This is a genomic window from Tardiphaga sp. 37S4, from assembly GCF_021044645.1.
Taxonomy (GTDB): Bacteria; Pseudomonadota; Alphaproteobacteria; order Rhizobiales; family Xanthobacteraceae; genus Tardiphaga; species Tardiphaga robiniae.
Genome location: NZ_CP088008.1, coordinates 2,947,957 through 2,967,894 on the forward strand (window position 1 = coordinate 2,947,957; position 19,938 = coordinate 2,967,894).

17 protein-coding genes are annotated in these 19,938 nt (G+C 61.9%); 8 read left to right on the top strand and 9 right to left on the bottom strand.

All coding sequences use genetic code 11. The annotated features are described in order from the left end of the window. Positions 1 to 104 precede the first annotated feature (104 nt). Positions 105 to 1,367 (bottom strand): phosphoglycerate dehydrogenase, encoded by a 1,263-nt coding sequence (gene serA / locus LPB73_RS14375; protein ID WP_089267132.1) that lies wholly within the window; start codon positions 1,365 to 1,367, stop codon positions 105 to 107. Between the two features lie 379 nt (positions 1,368 to 1,746). Between serA and LPB73_RS14380 the strand changes: the two genes are divergently transcribed. From LPB73_RS14380 to LPB73_RS14400, 5 genes are all read left to right on the top strand, one after another. Continuing rightward, entirely contained in the window at positions 1,747 to 2,943 is a 1,197-nt protein-coding gene (locus LPB73_RS14380) for an NAD(P)/FAD-dependent oxidoreductase (protein WP_414716909.1), read from the top strand. Between the two features lie 157 nt (positions 2,944 to 3,100). Beyond that, positions 3,101 to 3,958 carry an FAD binding domain-containing protein gene (locus LPB73_RS14385; protein WP_256461308.1) on the top strand — a complete coding sequence of 286 codons (858 nt, stop codon included), beginning with the start codon at positions 3,101 to 3,103 and terminating at the stop codon, positions 3,956 to 3,958. Then, complete coding sequence (locus tag LPB73_RS14390; protein ID WP_231080956.1) at positions 3,955 to 6,309, top strand: xanthine dehydrogenase family protein molybdopterin-binding subunit; 2,355 nt, start codon at positions 3,955 to 3,957, stop codon at positions 6,307 to 6,309. Before LPB73_RS14385 ends, LPB73_RS14390 begins: the two co-directional genes overlap by 4 nt. Further along, positions 6,306 to 6,785 carry a (2Fe-2S)-binding protein gene (locus LPB73_RS14395; RefSeq protein WP_231080957.1) on the top strand — a complete coding sequence of 160 codons (480 nt, stop codon included), beginning with the start codon at positions 6,306 to 6,308 and terminating at the stop codon, positions 6,783 to 6,785. Before LPB73_RS14390 ends, LPB73_RS14395 begins: the two co-directional genes overlap by 4 nt. Beyond that, positions 6,782 to 9,094, top strand: a complete 2,313-nt coding sequence (locus tag LPB73_RS14400) for a xanthine dehydrogenase family protein molybdopterin-binding subunit (RefSeq protein ID WP_231080958.1) — start codon at positions 6,782 to 6,784, stop codon at positions 9,092 to 9,094. Before LPB73_RS14395 ends, LPB73_RS14400 begins: the two co-directional genes overlap by 4 nt. Here the strand turns inward: LPB73_RS14400 and LPB73_RS14405 are convergent, their stop codons facing one another. From LPB73_RS14405 to LPB73_RS14440, 8 genes are all read right to left on the bottom strand, one after another. After that, positions 9,095 to 9,556: a MarR family winged helix-turn-helix transcriptional regulator gene (locus LPB73_RS14405; RefSeq protein ID WP_231080959.1), complete on the bottom strand. Its 462-nt coding sequence runs from the start codon at positions 9,554 to 9,556 to the stop codon at positions 9,095 to 9,097. A gap of 69 nt (positions 9,557 to 9,625) precedes the next feature. Further along, complete coding sequence (locus LPB73_RS14410) at positions 9,626 to 10,354, bottom strand: ABC transporter ATP-binding protein (protein WP_231080960.1); 729 nt, start codon at positions 10,352 to 10,354, stop codon at positions 9,626 to 9,628. Further along, positions 10,354 to 11,121: an ABC transporter ATP-binding protein gene (locus LPB73_RS14415; protein WP_231080961.1), complete on the bottom strand. Its 768-nt coding sequence runs from the start codon at positions 11,119 to 11,121 to the stop codon at positions 10,354 to 10,356. The genes LPB73_RS14410 and LPB73_RS14415 overlap by 1 nt, the downstream gene beginning before the upstream one ends. Further along, entirely contained in the window at positions 11,118 to 13,016 is a 1,899-nt protein-coding gene (locus tag LPB73_RS14420; RefSeq protein ID WP_231080962.1) for an ABC transporter permease, read from the bottom strand. The genes LPB73_RS14415 and LPB73_RS14420 overlap by 4 nt, the downstream gene beginning before the upstream one ends. A gap of 70 nt (positions 13,017 to 13,086) precedes the next feature. Continuing rightward, the gene (locus LPB73_RS14425; RefSeq protein ID WP_120291209.1) at positions 13,087 to 14,307 is read right to left on the bottom strand and encodes an ABC transporter substrate-binding protein; all 1,221 of its coding nucleotides are present in this window, start codon (positions 14,305 to 14,307) and stop codon (positions 13,087 to 13,089) included. 305 nt (positions 14,308 to 14,612) lie between these two features. Next, positions 14,613 to 15,422 carry an SDR family NAD(P)-dependent oxidoreductase gene (locus LPB73_RS14430; RefSeq protein ID WP_089267123.1) on the bottom strand — a complete coding sequence of 270 codons (810 nt, stop codon included), beginning with the start codon at positions 15,420 to 15,422 and terminating at the stop codon, positions 14,613 to 14,615. A gap of 52 nt (positions 15,423 to 15,474) precedes the next feature. Continuing rightward, entirely contained in the window at positions 15,475 to 16,263 is a 789-nt protein-coding gene (locus tag LPB73_RS14435; protein ID WP_120290964.1) for an enoyl-CoA hydratase-related protein, read from the bottom strand. A gap of 3 nt (positions 16,264 to 16,266) precedes the next feature. Then, positions 16,267 to 17,127 (bottom strand): alpha/beta fold hydrolase, encoded by an 861-nt coding sequence (locus tag LPB73_RS14440; RefSeq protein WP_175367400.1) that lies wholly within the window; start codon positions 17,125 to 17,127, stop codon positions 16,267 to 16,269. A gap of 186 nt (positions 17,128 to 17,313) precedes the next feature. Between LPB73_RS14440 and LPB73_RS14445 the strand changes: the two genes are divergently transcribed. From LPB73_RS14445 to LPB73_RS14455, 3 genes are all read left to right on the top strand, one after another. After that, positions 17,314 to 18,294, top strand: coding sequence for an ABC transporter substrate-binding protein (locus tag LPB73_RS14445; RefSeq protein WP_231080963.1), 981 nt, complete (start codon positions 17,314 to 17,316; stop codon positions 18,292 to 18,294). Between the two features lie 61 nt (positions 18,295 to 18,355). Then, positions 18,356 to 19,099: an ABC transporter permease gene (locus LPB73_RS14450; RefSeq protein ID WP_158596829.1), complete on the top strand. Its 744-nt coding sequence runs from the start codon at positions 18,356 to 18,358 to the stop codon at positions 19,097 to 19,099. Then, the gene (locus LPB73_RS14455; RefSeq protein ID WP_231080964.1) at positions 19,096 to 19,878 is read left to right on the top strand and encodes an ABC transporter ATP-binding protein; all 783 of its coding nucleotides are present in this window, start codon (positions 19,096 to 19,098) and stop codon (positions 19,876 to 19,878) included. The genes LPB73_RS14450 and LPB73_RS14455 overlap by 4 nt, the downstream gene beginning before the upstream one ends. Positions 19,879 to 19,938: the final 60 nt, after the last annotated feature.

The following is a 19,938-nucleotide window of genomic DNA, read 5'->3' on the forward strand; positions in this document are numbered from 1 at the left end:
CTAATATGGTCGCCCTGTTTTCATAGCGGCGAGCAGCCTGACTGGCGCCGCGGCCCGTGCAGAGAAATCGACTTTCGATGTCGTTCGTGGAGCCGAACTACAGCTCAGTCCTTGTATTCATACAACAAGCGCGCGCGGATCGTACCTTCCAGCGCCCGAATATCCGCCAGCACCCGCTCGCTATCCGCCGCCGATGCATCGGCATCGAGGACGACATAGCCGATGTCGTTGTTGGTCTCGTAATATTGCGCGGCAATGTTGACCGCATGGCGCGCCAGCACCTCGTTCAGCCGTCCCAGCATGCCCGGAACGTTGCGCTGGACCTGGATGAACCGGGTACCTGACGGGCGTGCCGGCAGTTGTACCTGCGGGAAGTTCACCGTGCCCATAGTCGACCCGCTGTCGCTGTAGTCGATCAGTTTGCGTGCGACTTCCGCACCGATGCGCTCCTGAGCCTCTTCGGTGGAGCCGCCGACATGCGGCGTCAGGATGACATTCTCCAGACCCTGCAGCGGGGTAACGAAGCGCTCCTGATTGGAACTGGGCTCGACAGGGAATACGTCGACGGCCGCACCACGCAATTTGCCCTGGCGCAGTGCATCGGCCAACGCATCGAGATCGACCACGGTGCCGCGACTGTTGTTGATGAAATAGGCGCCGTCCTTCATGGCGGCGAACTCGTCGCGACCGATCATCCCCTGCGTGGCCGGTGTCTCCGGCACATGCATGCTGACCACATCGCTCTGCGCCAGCAGTTCCTGCAGGCTTCCGACAGGTTCGGTGTTGCCGTGACGCAATCGATCGGTGTGATCATAGAAGATCACGCGCATGCCCAGCGCTTCCGCCAGGTTCGAGAGCTGCGAGCCGATGCTGCCGTAACCGACGATGCCGAGCGTCTTACCGCGCACTTCATAGCTGTTATTGGCCGATTTCTCCCAACCGCCTTCATGCGCCAGATTGGAGCGCGAGATGATCCGGCGGAACAGCATGACGATCTCGCCGATCACCAGTTCGGCAACCGAGCGCGTATTCGAGAACGGCGCGTTGAACACGGGAATGCCACTACGGCGCGCCGCGTCGATATCCACCTGATTGGTGCCGACGCTGAAGCAACCGATCGCGATCAGCCGGTCCGCGGCATCGAGCACGTCCTGGGTGATCTGCGTGCGCGACCGGATACCGAGAATGTGTACGCCCTTGAGTGCTTCCTTCAGCTCATTGCCACCGAGCGCCTTGGAGAGCCGCGTCACGCTCGAATAGCCCGCCGCCTCGATCAGCTCGACCGCGCTGTCGTTCACGCCTTCGAGCAGAAGGATTTTGATCTTGTCTTTCGGGAGGGAAAGCTGCGGCAAAGGCAGGCTGTTCATGGTCACGGTCGCGGCGTCCTTTGAGCAATGAATGAGATAGAAACCACGCTGGAGCGGTAAAGCCCCGGTTGGTCCGGCTCACATCGTCTGGTTTGGTTTGGCGCCTGTTTAACGTCACCGCGGCGATCTTGCTACGGGTATCTAACCCGTTGAAATCACTTATCTCTGATCCGAGATCATGGGGGACCCGGCGCGCGACCCCACCTGAGACCGCGAGAATCTGGAGCAGCCTGCGCGCCCGCGCGCTCCCCCAGGGAACGGAACAGGACCCGGGAAATTGTCACGTGACTTCGGTACGAGGCGCGGACAGCGCCTTCCTTCCCCAGCCTCATGGTGCCCCATTTCCGATCTCGATCCCGATACCACCGAGCATGCTGATTTGCGCGGCGGACGTTCGCCGTGGTTTGCCGGCCTGCAGCATGCGCCCCGTCAGCCCCTCACCGAAGACATCACATGCGATGCCCTGATCGTCGGCGGCGGTATCACCGGCGCCCTGATGGCCGAGCAACTGACGCGGCAGGGACTGGATGTGGTGATCGTCGATCGCGAATTGCCTGGGCGCGGCAGTACAGTAGCGAGCACGTCGATGCTGCTGTGGGAGATCGATCGTTCGCTGCAGGAGCTGACACATCTCTATGGCTATGAGCGCGCCGCGCGTGCCTATCGCGCCAGCTATGACGCCGTCCATGGATTGAAGGCGCTGGTCCGGACGCTCAACCTGCGATGTGACATGCGCGCGAAGGACTCGCTCTATCTTGCCGCAGGCGAGAGTGCCAAAGGGCTGATCGAGGAACACGCGCTTCGCGCGCGCGCCGGCCTGCCCGGCACACTCCTCGATCACAAGACCCTCCTGTCCGAATACGACATTGCCCGGGCGGGTGCCATCATCTCGCCGGACTCGGCAGATTCCGATCCGTTGCAACTGGCACTGGGGCTGCTGAATGTCGCGACAGCGCGCGGCGCGCGATTATTCGAGGCGGAGACGGCCGCGTTCGACTCCGCAGGCCATGCCGTCGGCGTTCAATTGACTGACGGCCGTACCGTCGAGGCCCGCCACGTCGTGCTGGCCACCGGCTATGTGATGCCCGATATCGTGCACACAACGGTACAGAAACCCTCTTCGAGCTGGGCGATCGCGACGAAGCCGCAGCCGGACAGACTCTGGCGCGACGGCGTACTGATCTGGGAAGACAGCAAGGATTATCTCTACGCCCGAACCACCGCATCCGGCCGCATCATCATCGGCGGCGAAGACAGCGACGAGATCATCGATCCCGATGCACGCGATGCCCTGATCCCTGCCAAGGCACGTGCGCTGAAGGAGAAGCTCGCATCGCTCTGGCCACGCGCCGAACTTGCCATCGACTATCGCTGGGCCGGCACTTTCGACACCACGCGCGATGGGCTGCCGCTGATCGGACCCGTGCCCGGCCATCCGCATCTCTATGCCGCCTATGGTTATGGCGGGAACGGCATCACCTTCAGTTATCTCGCAGCGCAACTGATCGGCGGGATGATCGCGGGCAAACGCTCGCCATTGCTGGATGACTTCGCGCTGCAGCGCGATATCGCCTGAAACTTAGCGCGCTCGACTCGGCGAATTCAGCTATCCCCGTGTGATCAAAACGCAGGCGGCGAACGCCCCGTTTTGCGTCAGCGACACTGATTGACTTCCAAAAGACGATTGTTAGCATACAAGTGAATTTTGGCCCTCCTGCCCGGGGTTTTTCCATATGAAGCCGGCGCCGTTCACGCGACACGTCCCACGCACCGTGGATGAAGTTGTGAGTGCATTGGCCGAGTTTGCGCCGCTCGATGGCCGCATTCTGGCGGGCGGCCAGAGCCTGGTGCCGATCATGGCGTTCCGCATGGCGCGGCCAGCACACTTGATCGATATCAATGAGGTCGAAGGGCTCGACCGCCTCGCTGTCGACGGCGACTATCTCTCGATTGGCGCGCGGGTGCGCCACAGCGCATTCCACAAGCCTGTCATCGACGGTCCGCTCGGCAAGCTCCTCGCTTTCGTGGTCAGCCACATCGCGCATTATCCGATCCGGATGCGCGGCACGTTTTGCGGCAGCCTCGCCCATGCCGACCCTGCATCGGAATGGTGCCTCGTCGCGGCAACGCTGGACGCCAATCTAGTGGTGAAAAGTGTGCGCGGCGAACGCATCGTGCCCGTCACCGATTTCCTCGAAGGCATCATGTCGACATCACTGGCCGAGGATGAGTTCCTCGCCGAAGCGCGGTTGCCGCTGCTACCCGACGATACCAAATTCGGCTTCTACGAATTCAGCCGCCGTGCGGGCGATTTTGCGATGTCTGCCGCACTCGTTACCTATCGCCTTGTTGATGGCGTGATCGCCGATGCGCATGTCGGCATTGGCGGTGCCGAGGATCGTGCGCGACGGATCACTGAGGCCGAAGACGTGTTGAACGGTCAGGTTCCCTCGCCGGACCTGTTCGTCGCCGCCGGTGAAGCCGCGGCCAATGCAATCGAGCCGCTGGAGGATATCCAGACCACTGCGGAATATCGCTGCGATCTGGTCCGCGCCGTGACGCGGCGCGCACTGGAGCGGTCGGCACAATGACGGTCCACACCAAGGGCACCGGCACGACCTGGGTCGGGCGTTCGATCCGCAGGCTCGAGGACCCCGCCCTCGTCACCGGCCGCGGCCGCTTCACGGCGGATATGCCCGCCACACACTGGGTGCGCTTCGTCCGCAGCAGCGTGGCTGCCGGAACGATCGAGAACATAACGGCGCCGGAAGGCGCAGGCATCGTCACGGCTAAGGACCTCACAAAGCTGAAGCCGATCCGGCCGATGCTGAGCAAGTTCAATTATGTCGCGGTCGGTCAGCCGATCCTTGCTGATGGAGTCGTGCGGTTCACAGGTGAGTCCATCGCGGCTGTCTACGCGCCGAGCAAGGATCAGGCGGAGGACATTGCCGATCAGGTCGAGGTCGAGATATCCGAAGGCGCACCGCTGATCGATGCGATAGATGCGCTTGCCGAAGGCGCTCCGCTGGTTCACGCCGACACCAAACACAACGTGATCGTCGAGGGTCGCATCGCGACACCCGGCTTCGAGGATGTCTGGAAGACCGCACACAAGGTGATGCGCGTCGATGCCCGCTCGCGCCGTCAGAATGCGACGCCTATGGAGGCCCGCGCAGGTCATGCCTCCTATGACGGATCGACCGGTCGCGTGACACTGACCTGCACCACGCAGATGCCGCATCTAACGCGCACGGCGGTGTGCGACATCCTCGGCATTCCGGAATCGGATCTGCGTGTCATCGCGCCTGACGTCGGCGGCGGCTTCGGCCAAAAGATGTCGCTGGCGCCGGAATATGTGCTGCTGGTCTGGCTGGCGCGCAAATTGCGCAGCTCCGTGGCCTGGACCGAGGATCGCCGCGAAAACCTGATTGCGAGCTTTCACAGCCGCGACCAGCATGTGCAGCTCGAAGGCGCATTCGACAAGAACGGCAAGCTGCTCGCTTTGCGCGGCGATATCGTCGCCAATATCGGCGCCTATTCCTGCTTTCCCACGACCTGCGGGGTCGAACCCTTGATGGCGCTGGCCGAACTCCCCGGCCCCTATGACGTCCGCGCCTATGATTGTCGCTCGCGCGGCGTGATGACCAATACCTGCCCGATGGCGCCCTATCGCGGCGTCTCGCGGCCGGTCATCACCTTCGTGCTCGAAAGACTGATGGACAAGGCTGCCGCCGCCTTCGGCATAGAGCCGACCGAACTGCGGCGTCGAAATCTGATCGACAAATTCCCTTACACGTCAGCGACCGGGCTCGTCTTCGACGACGGTAGCTACAAGGAAACCATGGAGATGGCCATCAAGGCCATCGACCTCGACGCATTCCGCAAGCGCCAGAAGATCGCGCGCGATGCCGGCCGCTATCTCGGTATCGGTTTTGCCACCTTCTCCGAACGCACCGGCTATGGCAGCCCCGCTTTCGCGGCGCGCGGCATGGAGATCACGCCGGGCTTCGAGACCGTGTATCTGACCATCGATCCCTCGGGCTTCGTCGAAGCGCGGATCGGCTCATCGCCGCATGGTCAGGGCCTGCGCACATCGCTGGCGCAGATCATTGCCGACGAAATCGGCATCGATCCGGAATTCATCAAGGTCGTTCACGGCGACACAGACCGCTCGCCCTATGGCTGGGGCACGTTTGCCAGCCGCTCGCTGGTGCTGTCGGGCGGCGCCAGCCTTTTGGCCGCGCAAAAGATCCGCGCCAAACTGCTGAAGATGGCGAGCCATTTCCTTGAAGCCGCGCCCGAAGACATCACGCTGCAGTCCGGCTCGGCGCATGTCATCGGGACCGATCGCTCCGTCACCATCGCATCGATGGCGCGTGCGGCCTATCACCAGACCCACATCTTCAAGGGCGAGATCGAACCGGGCCTCACCGAGACCGGCACCTACGATCCGTCGGGCACCTTCTCCAACGCCTGCCATGTCGCGATTGTCGAGGTCGATATAGAGACCGGCCGTGTCGAGATGGAGAAGTTTCTGGTCGCGGAGGATGCCGGGCTGATCATCAATCCGATGATCGCCGACGGTCAGGTGCATGGCGGCGTGGCGCAAGGCATCGGCAACGCGTTGCTTGAAGAGATCATCTATGACGAGACCGGCAACATCCTGACCAGCACGCTGGCGGATTTCCTGCCGCCGACAACGCACGAAATTCCCGAAATCGAGCTGCATCACGTCGAGACCCTGACCGGTAACTCCATCACCAAGGCCAAGGGCCTCGGCGAAGGCGGCGCCATCGGCGCGCCGGCCGCCGTGATCTCGGCGATCAATGATGCGCTTTCGTCGTTCGGAATCTCCATCGATGAAATGCCGGCAACGCCGCAGCGCATTCGTGCGGCGCTGCGCGCAAGCGGAAAATTGCCAAGCAACGGAAAACTTGCATGAGCGACAAGACCGACATCACCCTCACCATCAACGGCCAAGCCCACGCCATCTGCGTCGAGTCGCGCCGGACCCTCGCCGACGCGATCCGCGAGGATTGCGGTCAAACGGGTACGCATATCGGCTGTGAGCACGGCGTGTGCGGCGCCTGCACGGTGCTGGTGAATGGCGAACCGGTGCGCTCCTGCCTGATGTTCGCGCAGCAGGCGGACGGCAAGCAGATCCGCACCGTCGAAGGCCTCGCCGATGGCGACGAAATGCATCCGATGCAGCGCGCCTTCATGGAGAACCACGGCCTGCAATGCGGCTTCTGCACACCCGGCTTCCTGATGCTTGCCGTCGGCGTGCTGGAGCGCGAACCGGATATTTCTGACCATGATCTGGTCGACGTGCTGTCGTCGAATCTGTGCCGCTGTACCGGCTACCAGAACATCATCAAGGCGGTCCGCGCCGCCGCGGTGGAGATGCGTCAGTCGTGAGTGCTGCCGCGAAAGCGACCTTGGTCGGCAAGTCCGTCCTCCGCAAGGAAGACGGCCCGCTGCTGCGTGGCCAGGGTAAATTTGCTGCGGACATCAATTTCCCGAACCAGCTTTACATGCGCGTGGTGCGTTCGACCTATGCCCACGGCAACATCGTCTCGGTTGACCTCGCGCCGGCGCTCGCCATTCCCGGCGTGGTCGCCGCATGGAGCTTTGCCGATGTCTCCGAGATCCCGCCAATCGACTTTCGCCTGACCCGGCTGGAACAGCTCGCCGCCTATCGCCAGACTATTCTGGCCAAGGACAAGGTGCGCTATGTCGGCGATCCCGTCGCCGTCGTGTTCGCCGAAGACCCCTATCTTGCCGAAGATGCCGCCGAGCATGTCGAGGTCGAGATCGAGGAACTGCCGGTGATCCTGCAGGCCGATGGCGAGATCGGCGAGTTCCGCGACGGACTACCGACCGAGACCGCGCTGATCGAGAAAGGTTATGGCGACGTCGATGGAGCGTTCGCCAATGCGCATGCCGTAGTCAGCCTTTCGCTCTCCATCGGCCGTCATTCCGGCGTTCCCCTGGAGACGCGCGGCGCTATCGGCCGCTATATCGCCGAGACCGACATGCTGGAAATGTACGGCGCGGCAAAGGTCCCGCACTGGAATCGCGACCAGCTTGCGAAAATGTTTGGCCGCACTGCTGCCAACACCAATCTGTTCGAGGGCCATGTCGGCGGCGGCTTCGGCATTCGCGGCGAGATGTATCCCGAGGACGTACTGGTGTGTCTGGCCGCGCTGCGCCTCGGCCGCCCGGTAAAATGGATCGAGGATCGCCGCGAGCATCTGATCGCGGCCAATCACTCGCGGCAGCAGACCCATCACATCAGCGCGGCGATCGATCGCGACGGCAATATTTTGGCGATCGACAACGAGTTCTTCCACGATCAGGGCGGCTACATGCGCACGCATGCCGCCACCGTGCCCGACCTCGCCGCTGCGATGCTGCCCGGCCCCTATCGCATTCCCGCCTATCGCGTGCTCGGCCATATCCGCCTGACCAACAAGACGCCTGGCGGCACCTATCGCGCGCCCGGCCGCTATGAGAGCACTTTCGTGCGCGAACGCTTGCTGGATGCGGTCGCGGCCAAAGTGGGGATCAGCGGCGTCGAGGTCCGCCGCCGCAACCTCATCGCGACCAGCGAGATGCCGGTCACGCGTGCATTGGAAACGCTCGGCACCGACATCGTGCTGGATTCAGGCGACTATCCAAAGTTGCTAGACAAGGCGCTGAATGGCATCGGCTGGGACGACCTGCAGACGCAGATTACATCGCGTCGCAAGGCGGGCGAACTGGTCGGCTCCGGTGTCGCCATGTTCGTCGAGAAAAGCGGTCTTGGCCCATTCGACGATGTGCGGATCAATGTCGGGACCGACGGGCTCGTGGAAGTCGTCACCGGCGCCGCTTCGGTCGGCCAGGGCGTCGAAACTGTCATCGCTCAGATTTGCGCAGAGAAACTCGGCGCCAGCTATGACAATGTCAGCGTGATCCACGGCCAGACCAACCGTATCGCCAGAGGCCTCGGCGCCTTCGCCTCGCGCGTCTCCGTGATGACAGGCGAAGCGACGCGGCAAGCCGCACTGAAGCTGCGCGACAAGGCTCTCGCGGCCGCAGCTGAATTGATGCAGTTGACGGCCGATCAACTCGATATCGTCGATGGCGAGATTGTCCGCCTCGATGGCAGTACCGGCCCATCGATGACGCTCGGCGAGATCGCAAAGGCGCTCGAACCGGGAGGCAATCTGGTCGGTGATAGCGAACCTGGCCTGTTCGCCGAAGCGTCGTTCGAATCCAAGCATATGACCTACCCTTACGGCGTCCATGTCGCCGTCGTCTCGCTGGCGCGCGATACAGGCGGCATCAGCGTCGAGCGGTATCTTGTCGCCTATGACATCGGCAAAGCGATCAACCCGATGCTGGTCGATGGCCAAATCGTTGGCGGCGTGGCCCAAGGCATCGGTGGTGCGCTTTATGAAGAGTTCACCTACGACGACCGCGGCGAACCGCTGGCGGTAACCTTCGCCGACTATTTGATGCCGACGGCCCGCGAAGTACCTGATGTCGAAGTGATCATTTCCGAGGATGCGCCGAGCCCGCTCAACCCGATGGGGCTCAAGGGCGCCGGTGAAGGCGGCACCAATGCCGTCGGCGCGGCGATTGCAGCGGCCATCGACGACGCGCTCGGCCAGCCCGGGGCTATCACGCAGCTGCCGGTCTCGCCGCAGCGCGTGAAGGCGCTGCTCAACGCCAAAGTCTGATCAGGTAATCTTCTTCAGCAACCGCGTCAGCGTGCGCTGCTCTTCGGCCGTCAACGGTCGCAGCGTCTTGGCGCTGACCTCCGCTGCAACGCGGATTGCCGCATCGACCACACGGGCGCCCTTCTCGGTCAGCGACACCGCACGGCGACGGCGATCCGTAGGGTCACTACCGGTGGTGATGAAGCCGCGCAGACCCAGCCGATCCACAACCCCCTTGATGGTCGCGGCATCGAGATAGACCAGCCGCCCCAGATGGTTCTGTGAACTCGGGCCGACCTCATGCAGCTTCGCCAGCACGGCGAATTGCGTCTGGGTCAGATCCTCGATCATGTTGGACATGAAGATGGAGGTGTGGCGCTGCATCGCCACGCGCATCAGGAAGCCGACCTGGGAGTCGAGGACATAGTCCGGCGGCGTCTCCGCGGCCGGAAGGGCCTTCAGCTTGGTCGGTTTCTGCGCCATGTCGTCCCCGATGATCTCCTGCTAGTTATGAACGATCTTCGGTTGCCGCGACAGTTGAAGTTTTGGTCGTTACACCGTCAAATAAGCGCGTTGAATGTCAATATTCTCCGCCAGCTCGGTCATCGTGCCGTTCCATTGGATCTGGCCCTTTTCGAGGACGTAGGCCCTGTCCGAGACCAGTTCGGCGAAATGCACGTTCTGCTCCGACAGCAGGATCGACACTCCAGCCTTTTTTAGTTCGAGAATGGTATTGGCCATCAACTCGACGATCAGCGGGGCGACCCCTTCGGACGGTTCATCAAGCAGGATCAGCAGCGGATTGCCCATCAGCGTCCGCGCCACGGTGAGCATCTGCTGCTCGCCACCGCTCATCCGGCCGCCCGGACGGTTCGGCATTTCACCGAGATTGGGAAACAGCGCCAGTAGCTTCTCTTCGGTCCAGACCGGCGCCGGCACGCCGTCGCTGAACTTGCGTGGCGGCTGGCGGCCGATATCGAGATTTTCCAGCACCGTCAGATCGGAGAAGATGCGGCGGTCCTCCGGCGTGAAACCGAGGCCGAGCCGCGCGATCTCGTAAGGCTGCCGGCCGGAGATATCGTGGCCATCGAACCGGATCTTGCCGGTAGACTGCGCCATCAGGCCCATGATGGCCTTCATGGTCGTGGTCTTGCCAGCGCCATTGCGGCCCATCAGTGCAACGACTTCGCCGCGCCCGACCTGCAGGCTGAGGTCGTAAAGGATCTGCGCGGCTCCGTAGGACGCACCGAGATTTTCGACCGAGAGCATCGGGGCGCTCATCAATGTGCCTCCGATTTCTGGAATGTCTTGCCGGTGCCGAAATACACTTCCCTCACCTGCGGATTGTCGCGGATCGACTTGGCATCGCCGTCGGCGATCAGCCGGCCCCGCGCCAACACGATGATGCGATCAGCGAAGGCAAACACCACATCCATCGAATGTTCGGTGAACAGCACGGAGATGCCCTTCTCGATCACCAGACGCTTCACCAGCGCGATCAGATCGTTGCGCTCCTTGGGCGCCATGCCGGCAGTCGGCTCGTCCATGAGCAGCAGCCGTGGATCGTTGGCGAGCGCAATCGCCAGTTCGACGCGCTTAACGTCGCCATAAGCCAGCTCGCGGCTCGGCCGATCGGCGGCATCCTGCATGCCGACCTGGGCCAGCAGCTCCAGCGCGCGCTCGCGGTGGAGCGACGATGCCGGCTTCCACAGCCGGTAGACCTGATTGGCGTGGGAGATCAGCGCCATCTGCACATTCTCGACGACCGTCATCGAGTTGAAGGTGGCGGCGACCTGAAAGGTACGACCAATACCAAGGCGCCAGATATCGCGCGGTTTCCTGCCGTTGAGCTTCGCCCCCTCGAACCAGATCTCGCCGGAATCCGGCGGCAGCTGGCCGTTGATCATGTTGAAGCAGGTCGACTTGCCGGCGCCATTCGGGCCGATCAGCGCAAGAAACTCGCCGCGCTTGATGTCAAACGAAACCTCGTTGACGGCACGCACACCACCGAAGGATTTCGAGAGCGAACGAATGGCGAGGTCGCTCATGATGCGGCCTTCGATATTGTCTTTCGTCGCGAGATCAGCTTGACGAAGCCGCCGACGATGCCACTCGGGAACGCAAGCACCAGCAACAGAATGATGCCGCCGAGCAAGGCCCGCCAGTATTCCGTCGAACGCATCATGAAATCCTGCAGCACCGCATAGACCGACGCACCGACGATTGGGCCGGTCAGCGTCTGGATGCCGCCCAGCAGCACCATCACCAGACCGTCGATCGAACGACTGACGCCGATGGTCTCCGGCGAGATCGAGCCCTTGGCGAAGGCGAACAATCCACCGGCGATGCCGCAGATGCCGCCAGCAATGGCGAAGGCCAGCCAGTGCACGCGCTTGACGTCGAGACCGATCGCTTCGGCGCGCAAGGGAGAGTCACGCCCTGCCCGCATCGCGTAACCAAATGGCGCGAACAGGAATTTGCGGAGCAGCAACACCCCGAGCGCAGCCAGTGCGAGTGCCAGGAAATAGAATGCTCCACGGCTGTCGAATGGCGCCGACGGCCACACCCCGAGCACGCCGTTGGAGCCACCTGTGAGTGTTTCCCATTGGAACACGGCCGCCCATACGATCTGGGCGAAAGCCAGCGTGAGCATCGCCAAATAGACACCGGACAGCCGCACCGCGAACCAGCCGAACAGCAATGCGCCGACCAGCGCCAGCACTGGCGCGGCTGCCAGTGCGAGTCCCATCGGCGCCGCAAACCATTTTACCAGCAATGCGGCGCCGTAAGCACCCAAGCCGAAGTAGGCTGCGTGGCCGAACGAATGCATGCCGCCCGGCCCCATGATGAAATGAAGGCTGGTCGCGAACAGCACGGCGATCAACACGTCAATGCCGAGCACCAGCGTATAGGGCGAGCTCTTGGCGATCAGTGGCAGGCACACGAGAACGACAAGAAGGATGAGGCCCGCGATCTTCGTGGCCGTTGTCGCCGGACGTAGCGGCTCTTCGGGCTCCGCGACACTGCGCACAGCCACCTGCTCCCGACCGAGCAAGCCGTAGGGCCGTGCGATCAGCACCGCGGCCATCACGAGAAATTCCGCCACCAGCGTCAGTTTGGAGAAATTGACCGTGAAGCCGCCAAAACTCACGACGCCGAGGCCGATGCACAGCGCCTTGACCTCGGCGATGATGACCGCGGCAAGATAGGCGCCGGAGATCGAGCCCATGCCACCGACGACGACGACGACGAAGGCGTCGCCGATCACGATCAGGTCGGTCGCCAGCGTCGCCGGCTCGCGCGCAATCTGCAGCGCGCCGCCAAGGCCAGCGAGCAAAGCGCCGAGCGCGAACACGCCCGTGAACAGCATGGCCTGGTTGACACCGAGCGCGCCGACCATTTCGCGGTCCTGCGTCGCCGCGCGCATCAAGCGACCGAAGCGGGTCTTGGCCAGCGCCAGATGCAGCATCCACAGCACGAACGGGCCGACGAAAATCAGGAAGATATCGTAAGTGGGCAGCCGGCGGCCGAGCACCTCGATGGAGCCGGTCAGGCCTGGCGCGCGCGGGCCAAGCAAATCCTCAGGACCCCAGATCCACAGCGTCGCGTCGTTGATAACGAGCACCAGCGCGAAAGTGGCGAGCAATTGAAACAGCTCAGGCGCGCGATAAATCCGCCGCAGCAGAAGGATCTCGATCGCGGCGCCGATCAGGGCCACCAGCAATGCGGTCAGAACAATGCCGCCCCAGAAGCCGACGGCACCGCCGACCTTGGTGGCGATGCTGTAGGCGATATAGGTCCCGATCATATAGAGGGACCCGTGAGCGATATTGACGATCCGGGTGACGCCGAAAATCAGCGACAACCCGGCCGCCACGAAGAACAGGCCGGAGGCGGCCGACAGGCCGTTCAGTGCCTGAAACAGAAACGCGTTGAAACTCATCGGAGGAATCCCCCTCCCCGCGTTGAACATGCGGGGAGAGTATCAACGGCGATCATCGTCGTACTTCCTCTTACTCGGTCGCGGGACGGAGCTTCTTCACTTCGGCGTCGCTGGGCAGCACCGATGCACCATCGACATATTTGAAGTCGGCCATGGTGCCCTTGCCGCCCTCAAGCGCGATCTTGCCCACGTAAGCGCCCATCGTCGCCTGGTGATCGCTGGCGCGATACATGAACGGACCGAACGGGCTGTCGAGCTTCAGACCTTCGAAGGCCGTAATCAGCTTGTCGGTGTCAGTCGAACCTGCCTTGGCGATACCGGCAGCCAGAGAAGTCATCGTGACATAGCCGACGATCGAACCAAGACGCGGATAGTCGTTGTACTTCTTCTGATAGGCCGTCAGGAAAGCCAGGTATTCCGGGGTCTTGATCTTGTCCCAGGGATAGCCGGTGACGATCCAGCCGACCGGCGCTTCTTCCTTCACCGGATCGAGATATTCCGGTTCGCCCGACAGAAGGCTTACGACGGTGCGATCCTTGAACACGCCACGTGTGGTGCCTTCACGGACCAGCTTGGAGAAGTCCGCGCCGAACAGCACGTTAAAGATCGCGTCCGGCTTGGCATCGTCGATGGCCTGCACCACGGCGCCGGCATCGACCTTGCCGAGCGGCGGTGCCTGCTCGGTGACGAATTCGATGTCAGGCTGCTTGGCCTTCATCATTTCCTTGAAGGTCGCGACCGCGGCCTGGCCGTATTCGAAGTTCGGATAGACCAGCGCCCAGCGCTTCTTCTTGGCAGCCAGCGCATCCGGCAGCAGCATTGCGACCTGCATATAGGTCGTGGCGCGCAGGCGGAACGTATACTTGTTGCCGTTCTGCCAGGTGATCTTGTCGGTCAGCGGCTCGGCAGCGAGGAAGAACACTTTCTTCTTGCCGGCGAATTCGGTCACCGCGAGACCGATATGCGAGAGGAACGTTCCGGCGATGATGTTGACGCCTTCGCGCGTCACCAGCTCATCGGCCACGCGCACTGCATCGCCCGGCGTCGAGCCATCGTCGCGCGAAATAACTTCAAGCTTCTTGCCGAGCACGCCGCCCTTGGCATTGATCTGTTCGATCGCCAGCTCCCAGCCCTTCTTGTAGGGATCGAGGAACGCGGTCTGTGTCTTGTAGCTGTTGAGCTCACCGATCTTGATCGTGTCCTGCGCGAGAACCGCGTGGCCGAACGACAATGTCAGTGCGCCGGCCATTGTGCCGGCAATCGCGAGTGAGTGAAGGGAACGAGCCGTCATCATGATCGAACTCCGTTGTGATCGACGTTTGCGATAGAAGTGATTCTCGCCGAAGCCTTCGCAAGAAACGGATCGACCGTTCGCCCTTGCGTCGCTTGCAGCCCCATGTTTGCAACGTGAATTAGTTTGTACGCAAATAGTCCGGCGCACTCACTTTGTTGTCAAGACTGGTCTTGGTGCAACATGCCTAGCACACCGCTGAAGTTTTGATCATCCAATGTCAGCAGATTGCGTGCGCAACTGCGGCGTAATTTCGCAGAGCCGCGCGGCGGGGTATTCCGCCGCCGCGCGTCCTGTTTTGACGACTACCGATCGCGGAAACGGTCCATCAGCGCCTTGTCCTGACCGCCATCGATTTCGATCATCGTGCCGTTGGCCATCTGCACCAGAGGCGACGCGAGCATGACAACAAGGTTTGCAACTTCCTCGACTTCGGCGATGCGGCCGAGCGGGATCGAGGCCGGCGCCAGCTTGTCGGCTTCCTCGTAGGAGATCTTCATGTCGCGCGACATGGCGTTGACGAGGCCGGCCCAGCGCTCGGTACGAACCGGACCCGGATTGACGGCGCAGAACGAGATGTTGTGACGGCCGTACTGACCGGCGAGCGACAGGGTCATGTTCTGACCAGCAGCGTTCGCAGCACCCGGTGCGATTTCCCAATAGGATGGCTTGACGCCGTCATTGCCGATCAGATTGACCACGCGGCCACCACCCTGCTTGACCATGATGGGCAGCGCGTAGCGCAAGCAGCGCACATAGCCCATGAATTTGAGCTGCAGCGCCTGTTCCCAGTCGGCTTCGGTGAGCGTCTCGATCACGCCGCCCGGCGCCGAACCGGCATTGTTGATCATCAGATCGATGCTGCCGAGTTCCTTGGCGGCCTTCTCGACGAAAGCCTTGGCATCCGCATCCTTGGTGAGGTCGGCGGTAATCGCGACCACCGTCACCCCGTAGGCGTTGCGGATTTCTTCAGCCGTTTTCTCCAGCGGCTCCATGCGACGGGCGCAGATGGCGACATTGACGCCCTCCTTTGCCAGCGTCATGGCAATCGCCTTGCCGATACCTTCGCTGCCGCCGGTGACGAGAGCGCATTTGCCTTTGAGTTGGAGATCCATGTGCGTGTCCTTCTGAGGTTGGCGGAAATGAAAACGAAAATTCTTAGGTCAATCAGCTTCCTGTAAAGCGCGGGGGTCGTTTCTCGGCAAAGGCCTTGCGGCCTTCGGCGTAGTCGGCGCTGGCGTCCGCCGCGGCATAGAACTGCTCGGCTTCAGCCAGGAGTTCGGCATTACTCGTGCTCAGCGCACGAATGGCAGCCTTGGCCGCCTTGATGGTCAGCGGCGCATTGCCCGCGATCTTCCTTGCAAGCTCGCCGGCCAGCGATTCAATGTCAGCCTTCGGTGCGATGATATGCACAGCGCCCAGCGCATGAGCGCGTATGGCAGGCAGACGATCCGCCGTGAACAAGACTTGCCGCGTCGCACCGGCGCCGAACACGCGGATAAAGCGCGCGATACCGCGCGGATCGTAGCCCAGACCAAGCTTGGCGGCGGGTACTGCGAAGAAGGCATCATCCGCAGCAACGCGCATGTCGCAACTCGCAGCAACGGATGACCCGGCACCCATGCAGCCGCCATAGATCAGGCCGATGGTCGGCTGCGGGATCGCCTCGATCGCCAGACAGGTATTCTCGACCAGATCGTCATAGGCCCGGGCATTGCCCTCGCCTGATCGAGCCGTGGCAAAGTCGGAAATGTCTGCGCCTGCGGAAAACATCAGGTCGCCCTCGCCGCGGATGACCACGACACGGATATCCTTGCGGGTGGCGACGTCGCCGGCAAAGGCGGCGATCTTGTTCCACATCGCCGTGGAGATCGCGTTACGTCGTGCCGGATTGGCCAGACGCAGCGTCGCGATGCCGTCCGCAATATCAATGACGATATCGCCGGGCGTGCTCATCGCTCAGGCCGCCGGCTTGTGCGACATCCAGCGACCGGACTCGGCCGCCGGGAAAAGCTCAGCCAGCGCTGCATTGAATGCCGCCGGCTCTTCGCTGGTGATGGTATGGCCGGCACGCGGCAATACCAGAAGACCTGCTGTCGGCACCGTACGCTTGAGAAAGATGCTGGGATCGAGGCACCAATCGTCCTCGTCGCCAACGATGATCAGCAGTGGCGGCGTGAATTTCTCGAGTTGCGGCTTCATCTCCCACAGCATCGGCCGCTTGGCCTGCAGCTCGCGCATGGTCAGCGCGTGCCCGACCGGAGAATGATCCGCCAGCATGCGCGCAAACTCGGCGAAACCACGCGGGTCCTTGTTCTTGTGCGTCTGACGCGTTGCACCATCGGCATAGCGCGCTGCAGCGGTCGGAAAATCGACCGTCTCGAACATTTTTGCGGTTTCGCGCGAGGCTGCACGGCCCTGCTCCACAAAGGCAGGATCGGGACTGGAGCCGTAACCGCAGCTTGCGGCGGTTACCGACAAACAGCGATCCGGATAGTGAATGCCGACATGCAGCGCCGTCGACGCGCCCATGGAATGACCGACGATATGCGCCTTGTCGATCTTCAGTGCATCCATCAATGCGATGACGTCATCGCGCGCAATATCCTGGCCGTAACGCGCTGGATCGGTCGGTACATCCGATGGCGGATAACCGCGCTGACTATAAGTAACGCAGCGATAGGAGCGTGAGAAGTAACGAAGCTGCGGCTCCCAGGTGCGGTAATCTCCCGCATACTCATGAACGAAAACCACAGGACTCCCGGTACCGACTTCCTCATAATAGAGTTGCGTCCCGTCGGGCGTCGTCACGTGCGGCATCGTCGCCTCCTGCAGCCAGAGCAGATTTCATTTGCACACAAATGAAATGCTAGTAGCGTTATTTCATGACTGCAAGAGGATTTAGTGGATTCAATTTTGGCATATCATTTGCAAACAAACAAATATCGCACCGCCGCATAAACCGATCGAAAAGCCACGCGCCACAACGTTTCTTGAGGAGATGTCATGACCGGTCTTTCGCGACGCGCCTTCACAATGGGCACGGCTGCTACGCTGATGAGCAGCGCGCTCGCAGCAAATTCGCAGGCGCAGGCGCCGACAAAAATCCGCGTGGGTAGCCTGACACTTCCCGTCTTCGCGCCGATCATCGTCAACATCATGAAGGCGCAGAAGTTCGATACCAAGAACGGTTTCGAGGCCGAAGTTCAGGTCTATCCTTCTTTCTCCTCTTATTATGCGGGCCTCGCTACCGGCGAAATCGACACGCTGATCGGCGGGCCCACCTACTTCCAGAAGCTGCGCCTCGAAGGCGTGCCGCTGCAAATCGTCGCAACAGGTGCCACGCTCGCCGATCTCGTCATCATCACCAAGGACCCGGCCATCAAGTCGCTCGCCGACCTGAAAGGCAAGCAACTCGCCGCCGATATGGGCAGCGGGCAATTCCAGATCCTGTCGATCTACGCGAAGTCCAAAAAGATGGACCTGGCCAAGGACATGACATTGGTCAACGCGAATTTCGCTGTAGCGCGTGCGCAGCTTGCCGCCGGCCGCGTCGATGCCGCGATGATCATCGAGCCGATCGCCACCATGATGATGAAGGACGATCCGTCGCTGAAGATCATCTTCAACGCCAATGACGGATGGAAAGAGATTGCGGGCACCACCGGCTGGGAGCTGGTCTATGCCATGCGCGAGGATACCATCAAGAAAGCCCCGGATGCGCCGAAGAAGTTCGTCGCGGCGCTTGCGGACGTCACCAAATATCTGCGCAGCGATCCGGATGGTGCCGACAAGATCGCAGTCGAGACCGTGAAGCTGCCGCCCGGCATCTTGAAGGAAGCCGTGCTCGCCAAGCGCTGGGACTTCGACGCCAAGCCAGCCTGGGACGCCACCGAACGCAAGAGCATCTGGGATACGTTCGAGCGCGCCGTCGCCGCCGGCTTCCATCCAAAGCTGCCTGACGAAGCGATCATCTATGCCCCCTGACGAGCCGAGACCTGCCACGCCATTCGAGGAACCGATCTTCGCAAGGTCACCGCGAAGCCTGATGATCTCCAGCCTGCCGCGCGAGACGATCATATCGATCGTGCTCTTCGCGATGGTCTGGCAGGTCATGTCCTATCTGGCACCGTCGCTGGGCATTCCCGCTTTCGCGATCCCAGGCCTCGGCCGCATTGCGCAGAGCCTTGCCAAGATCACGCCTCTCGACGTCGCGGTGACGCTCGGCCGCGTGCTGCTGTCGCTGGTCGTCTCCTTCGTCATCGGACTGCTGGTGGCAGTGCTGATGTATCTGTCCGAAAGCATCGAGAAATATCTGCGGCCGATGGTGCGGATCCTGATGGCCGTGCCGGTCGTCTCCTGGATCCTGTTCGCGGTGCTGTGGTTCAAGGGCGTCGAGTTTCGCATCGTCTTCGTGCTGGTCGTGGTCTGCGCGCCGGTCTTCACAGTCGATGCGCTCGACAACATGCGCGAGGTGTCGCGCGACCTGAAACAAATGATCCGCTCCTTCCGGCCCACGCCGCTGCAGTTCTTCCACAAGCTGATGCTCCCGGCGATCACGCCAGGGATCATCACAAGCTGGAAGATCACGCTCAGCCTGGCCATTCGCGTCGTCACCATCGCTGAACTCGTCGGCGCAGTGACCGGCATCGGGCATCAGCTCTCGGTGGCACAGGAGTTGTTCTCGGTGGCCGACGTGTTTGCCTGGACGCTGGTGCTGGTCGTGCTGCTGTTCTTCCTCGAGGCATTGCTCGTCAGGCTCGAAACGCACGTATTGCGGTGGCGGGCATGACGGCAGCTTCAGCGCCCATCGAGATCGCCGGCCTGCGCAAGGTCTTCCGCCAGACCACATCGGGTCAATCGATTACGGCCATCGACCAGTTGTCGCTGCGGATCAATCCCGGCGAACTCATCGCCATAGTCGGCAAGACCGGCTGCGGAAAGTCAACGCTGTTCGATCTGTTGATCGGCCTCGAACATCCCACCGCCGGCAGCATCACCATCGGCGGAAAAACACCCTATGACGACTTCAACGCCTTCCGCGGCAAGATCGCGACGATCTTCCAGCAGGACCGGCTGTTTCCGTGGCGCTCCGCACTCGACAACGTCAAGCTCCCGCTCGAACTGATCGGCATCGCCGAAGATGTTCAGCAGGAGCGCGCGATGACCTGGCTGAAGCGGCTGGGATTGGAAAAATTCGCGAACGCCTATCCACGTGAGCTCTCCGGCGGCATGCGGCAACGCGTGGCCATCGCTCGAGCTTTCGCCGTGCAGCCGGAAATTCTACTGGCGGATGAGTCTTTCAGTGCGCTCGATGAAGTCACCGCCAACGAGCTGCGCAAGACCTTCGTCGATCTGGCACGGGAGTTCAAATCGACCGCGATCCTGATTACGCATCAGCTCGAAGAGGCCATGGCGGTGGGCGACCGCATCGTCGTGTTCGGCAAGTCAGCGGCGCTTTTGGCGGACGTGCGAATGTCGGACTGGGATCGTGCGGACTATCCCCTGCTCCGCGAGGCGATTCAGAATACACTGCAGGCAAACGCGCCAGATGCGAGGCTGAGGCGCTAGACAACGATCCACCGACCTCTCCACGTCATGCCCGGACGTGTCCCGGGCATCCACGACTTG

Coding starts and splice junctions, on each gene's coding strand:
- LPB73_RS14425 (WP_120291209.1), bottom strand. CDS start 14,307: ATGACGGCTCGTTCCCTTCACTCACTCGCGATTGCCGGCACAATGGCC.
- LPB73_RS14435 (WP_120290964.1), bottom strand. CDS start 16,263: ATGAGCACGCCCGGCGATATCGTCATTGATATTGCGGACGGCATCGCG.
- LPB73_RS14420 (WP_231080962.1), bottom strand. CDS start 13,016: ATGAGTTTCAACGCGTTTCTGTTTCAGGCACTGAACGGCCTGTCGGCC.
- LPB73_RS14385 (WP_256461308.1), top strand. CDS start 3,101: ATGAAGCCGGCGCCGTTCACGCGACACGTCCCACGCACCGTGGATGAA.
- LPB73_RS14430 (WP_089267123.1), bottom strand. CDS start 15,422: ATGGATCTCCAACTCAAAGGCAAATGCGCTCTCGTCACCGGCGGCAGC.
- LPB73_RS14405 (WP_231080959.1), bottom strand. CDS start 9,556: ATGGCGCAGAAACCGACCAAGCTGAAGGCCCTTCCGGCCGCGGAGACG.
- LPB73_RS14390 (WP_231080956.1), top strand. CDS start 3,955: ATGACGGTCCACACCAAGGGCACCGGCACGACCTGGGTCGGGCGTTCG.
- serA (WP_089267132.1), bottom strand. CDS start 1,367: ATGAACAGCCTGCCTTTGCCGCAGCTTTCCCTCCCGAAAGACAAGATC.
- LPB73_RS14455 (WP_231080964.1), top strand. CDS start 19,096: ATGACGGCAGCTTCAGCGCCCATCGAGATCGCCGGCCTGCGCAAGGTC.
- LPB73_RS14410 (WP_231080960.1), bottom strand. CDS start 10,354: ATGAGCGCCCCGATGCTCTCGGTCGAAAATCTCGGTGCGTCCTACGGA.
- LPB73_RS14450 (WP_158596829.1), top strand. CDS start 18,356: ATGATCTCCAGCCTGCCGCGCGAGACGATCATATCGATCGTGCTCTTC.
- LPB73_RS14445 (WP_231080963.1), top strand. CDS start 17,314: ATGACCGGTCTTTCGCGACGCGCCTTCACAATGGGCACGGCTGCTACG.
- LPB73_RS14440 (WP_175367400.1), bottom strand. CDS start 17,127: ATGCCGCACGTGACGACGCCCGACGGGACGCAACTCTATTATGAGGAA.
- LPB73_RS14395 (WP_231080957.1), top strand. CDS start 6,306: ATGAGCGACAAGACCGACATCACCCTCACCATCAACGGCCAAGCCCAC.
- LPB73_RS14415 (WP_231080961.1), bottom strand. CDS start 11,121: ATGAGCGACCTCGCCATTCGTTCGCTCTCGAAATCCTTCGGTGGTGTG.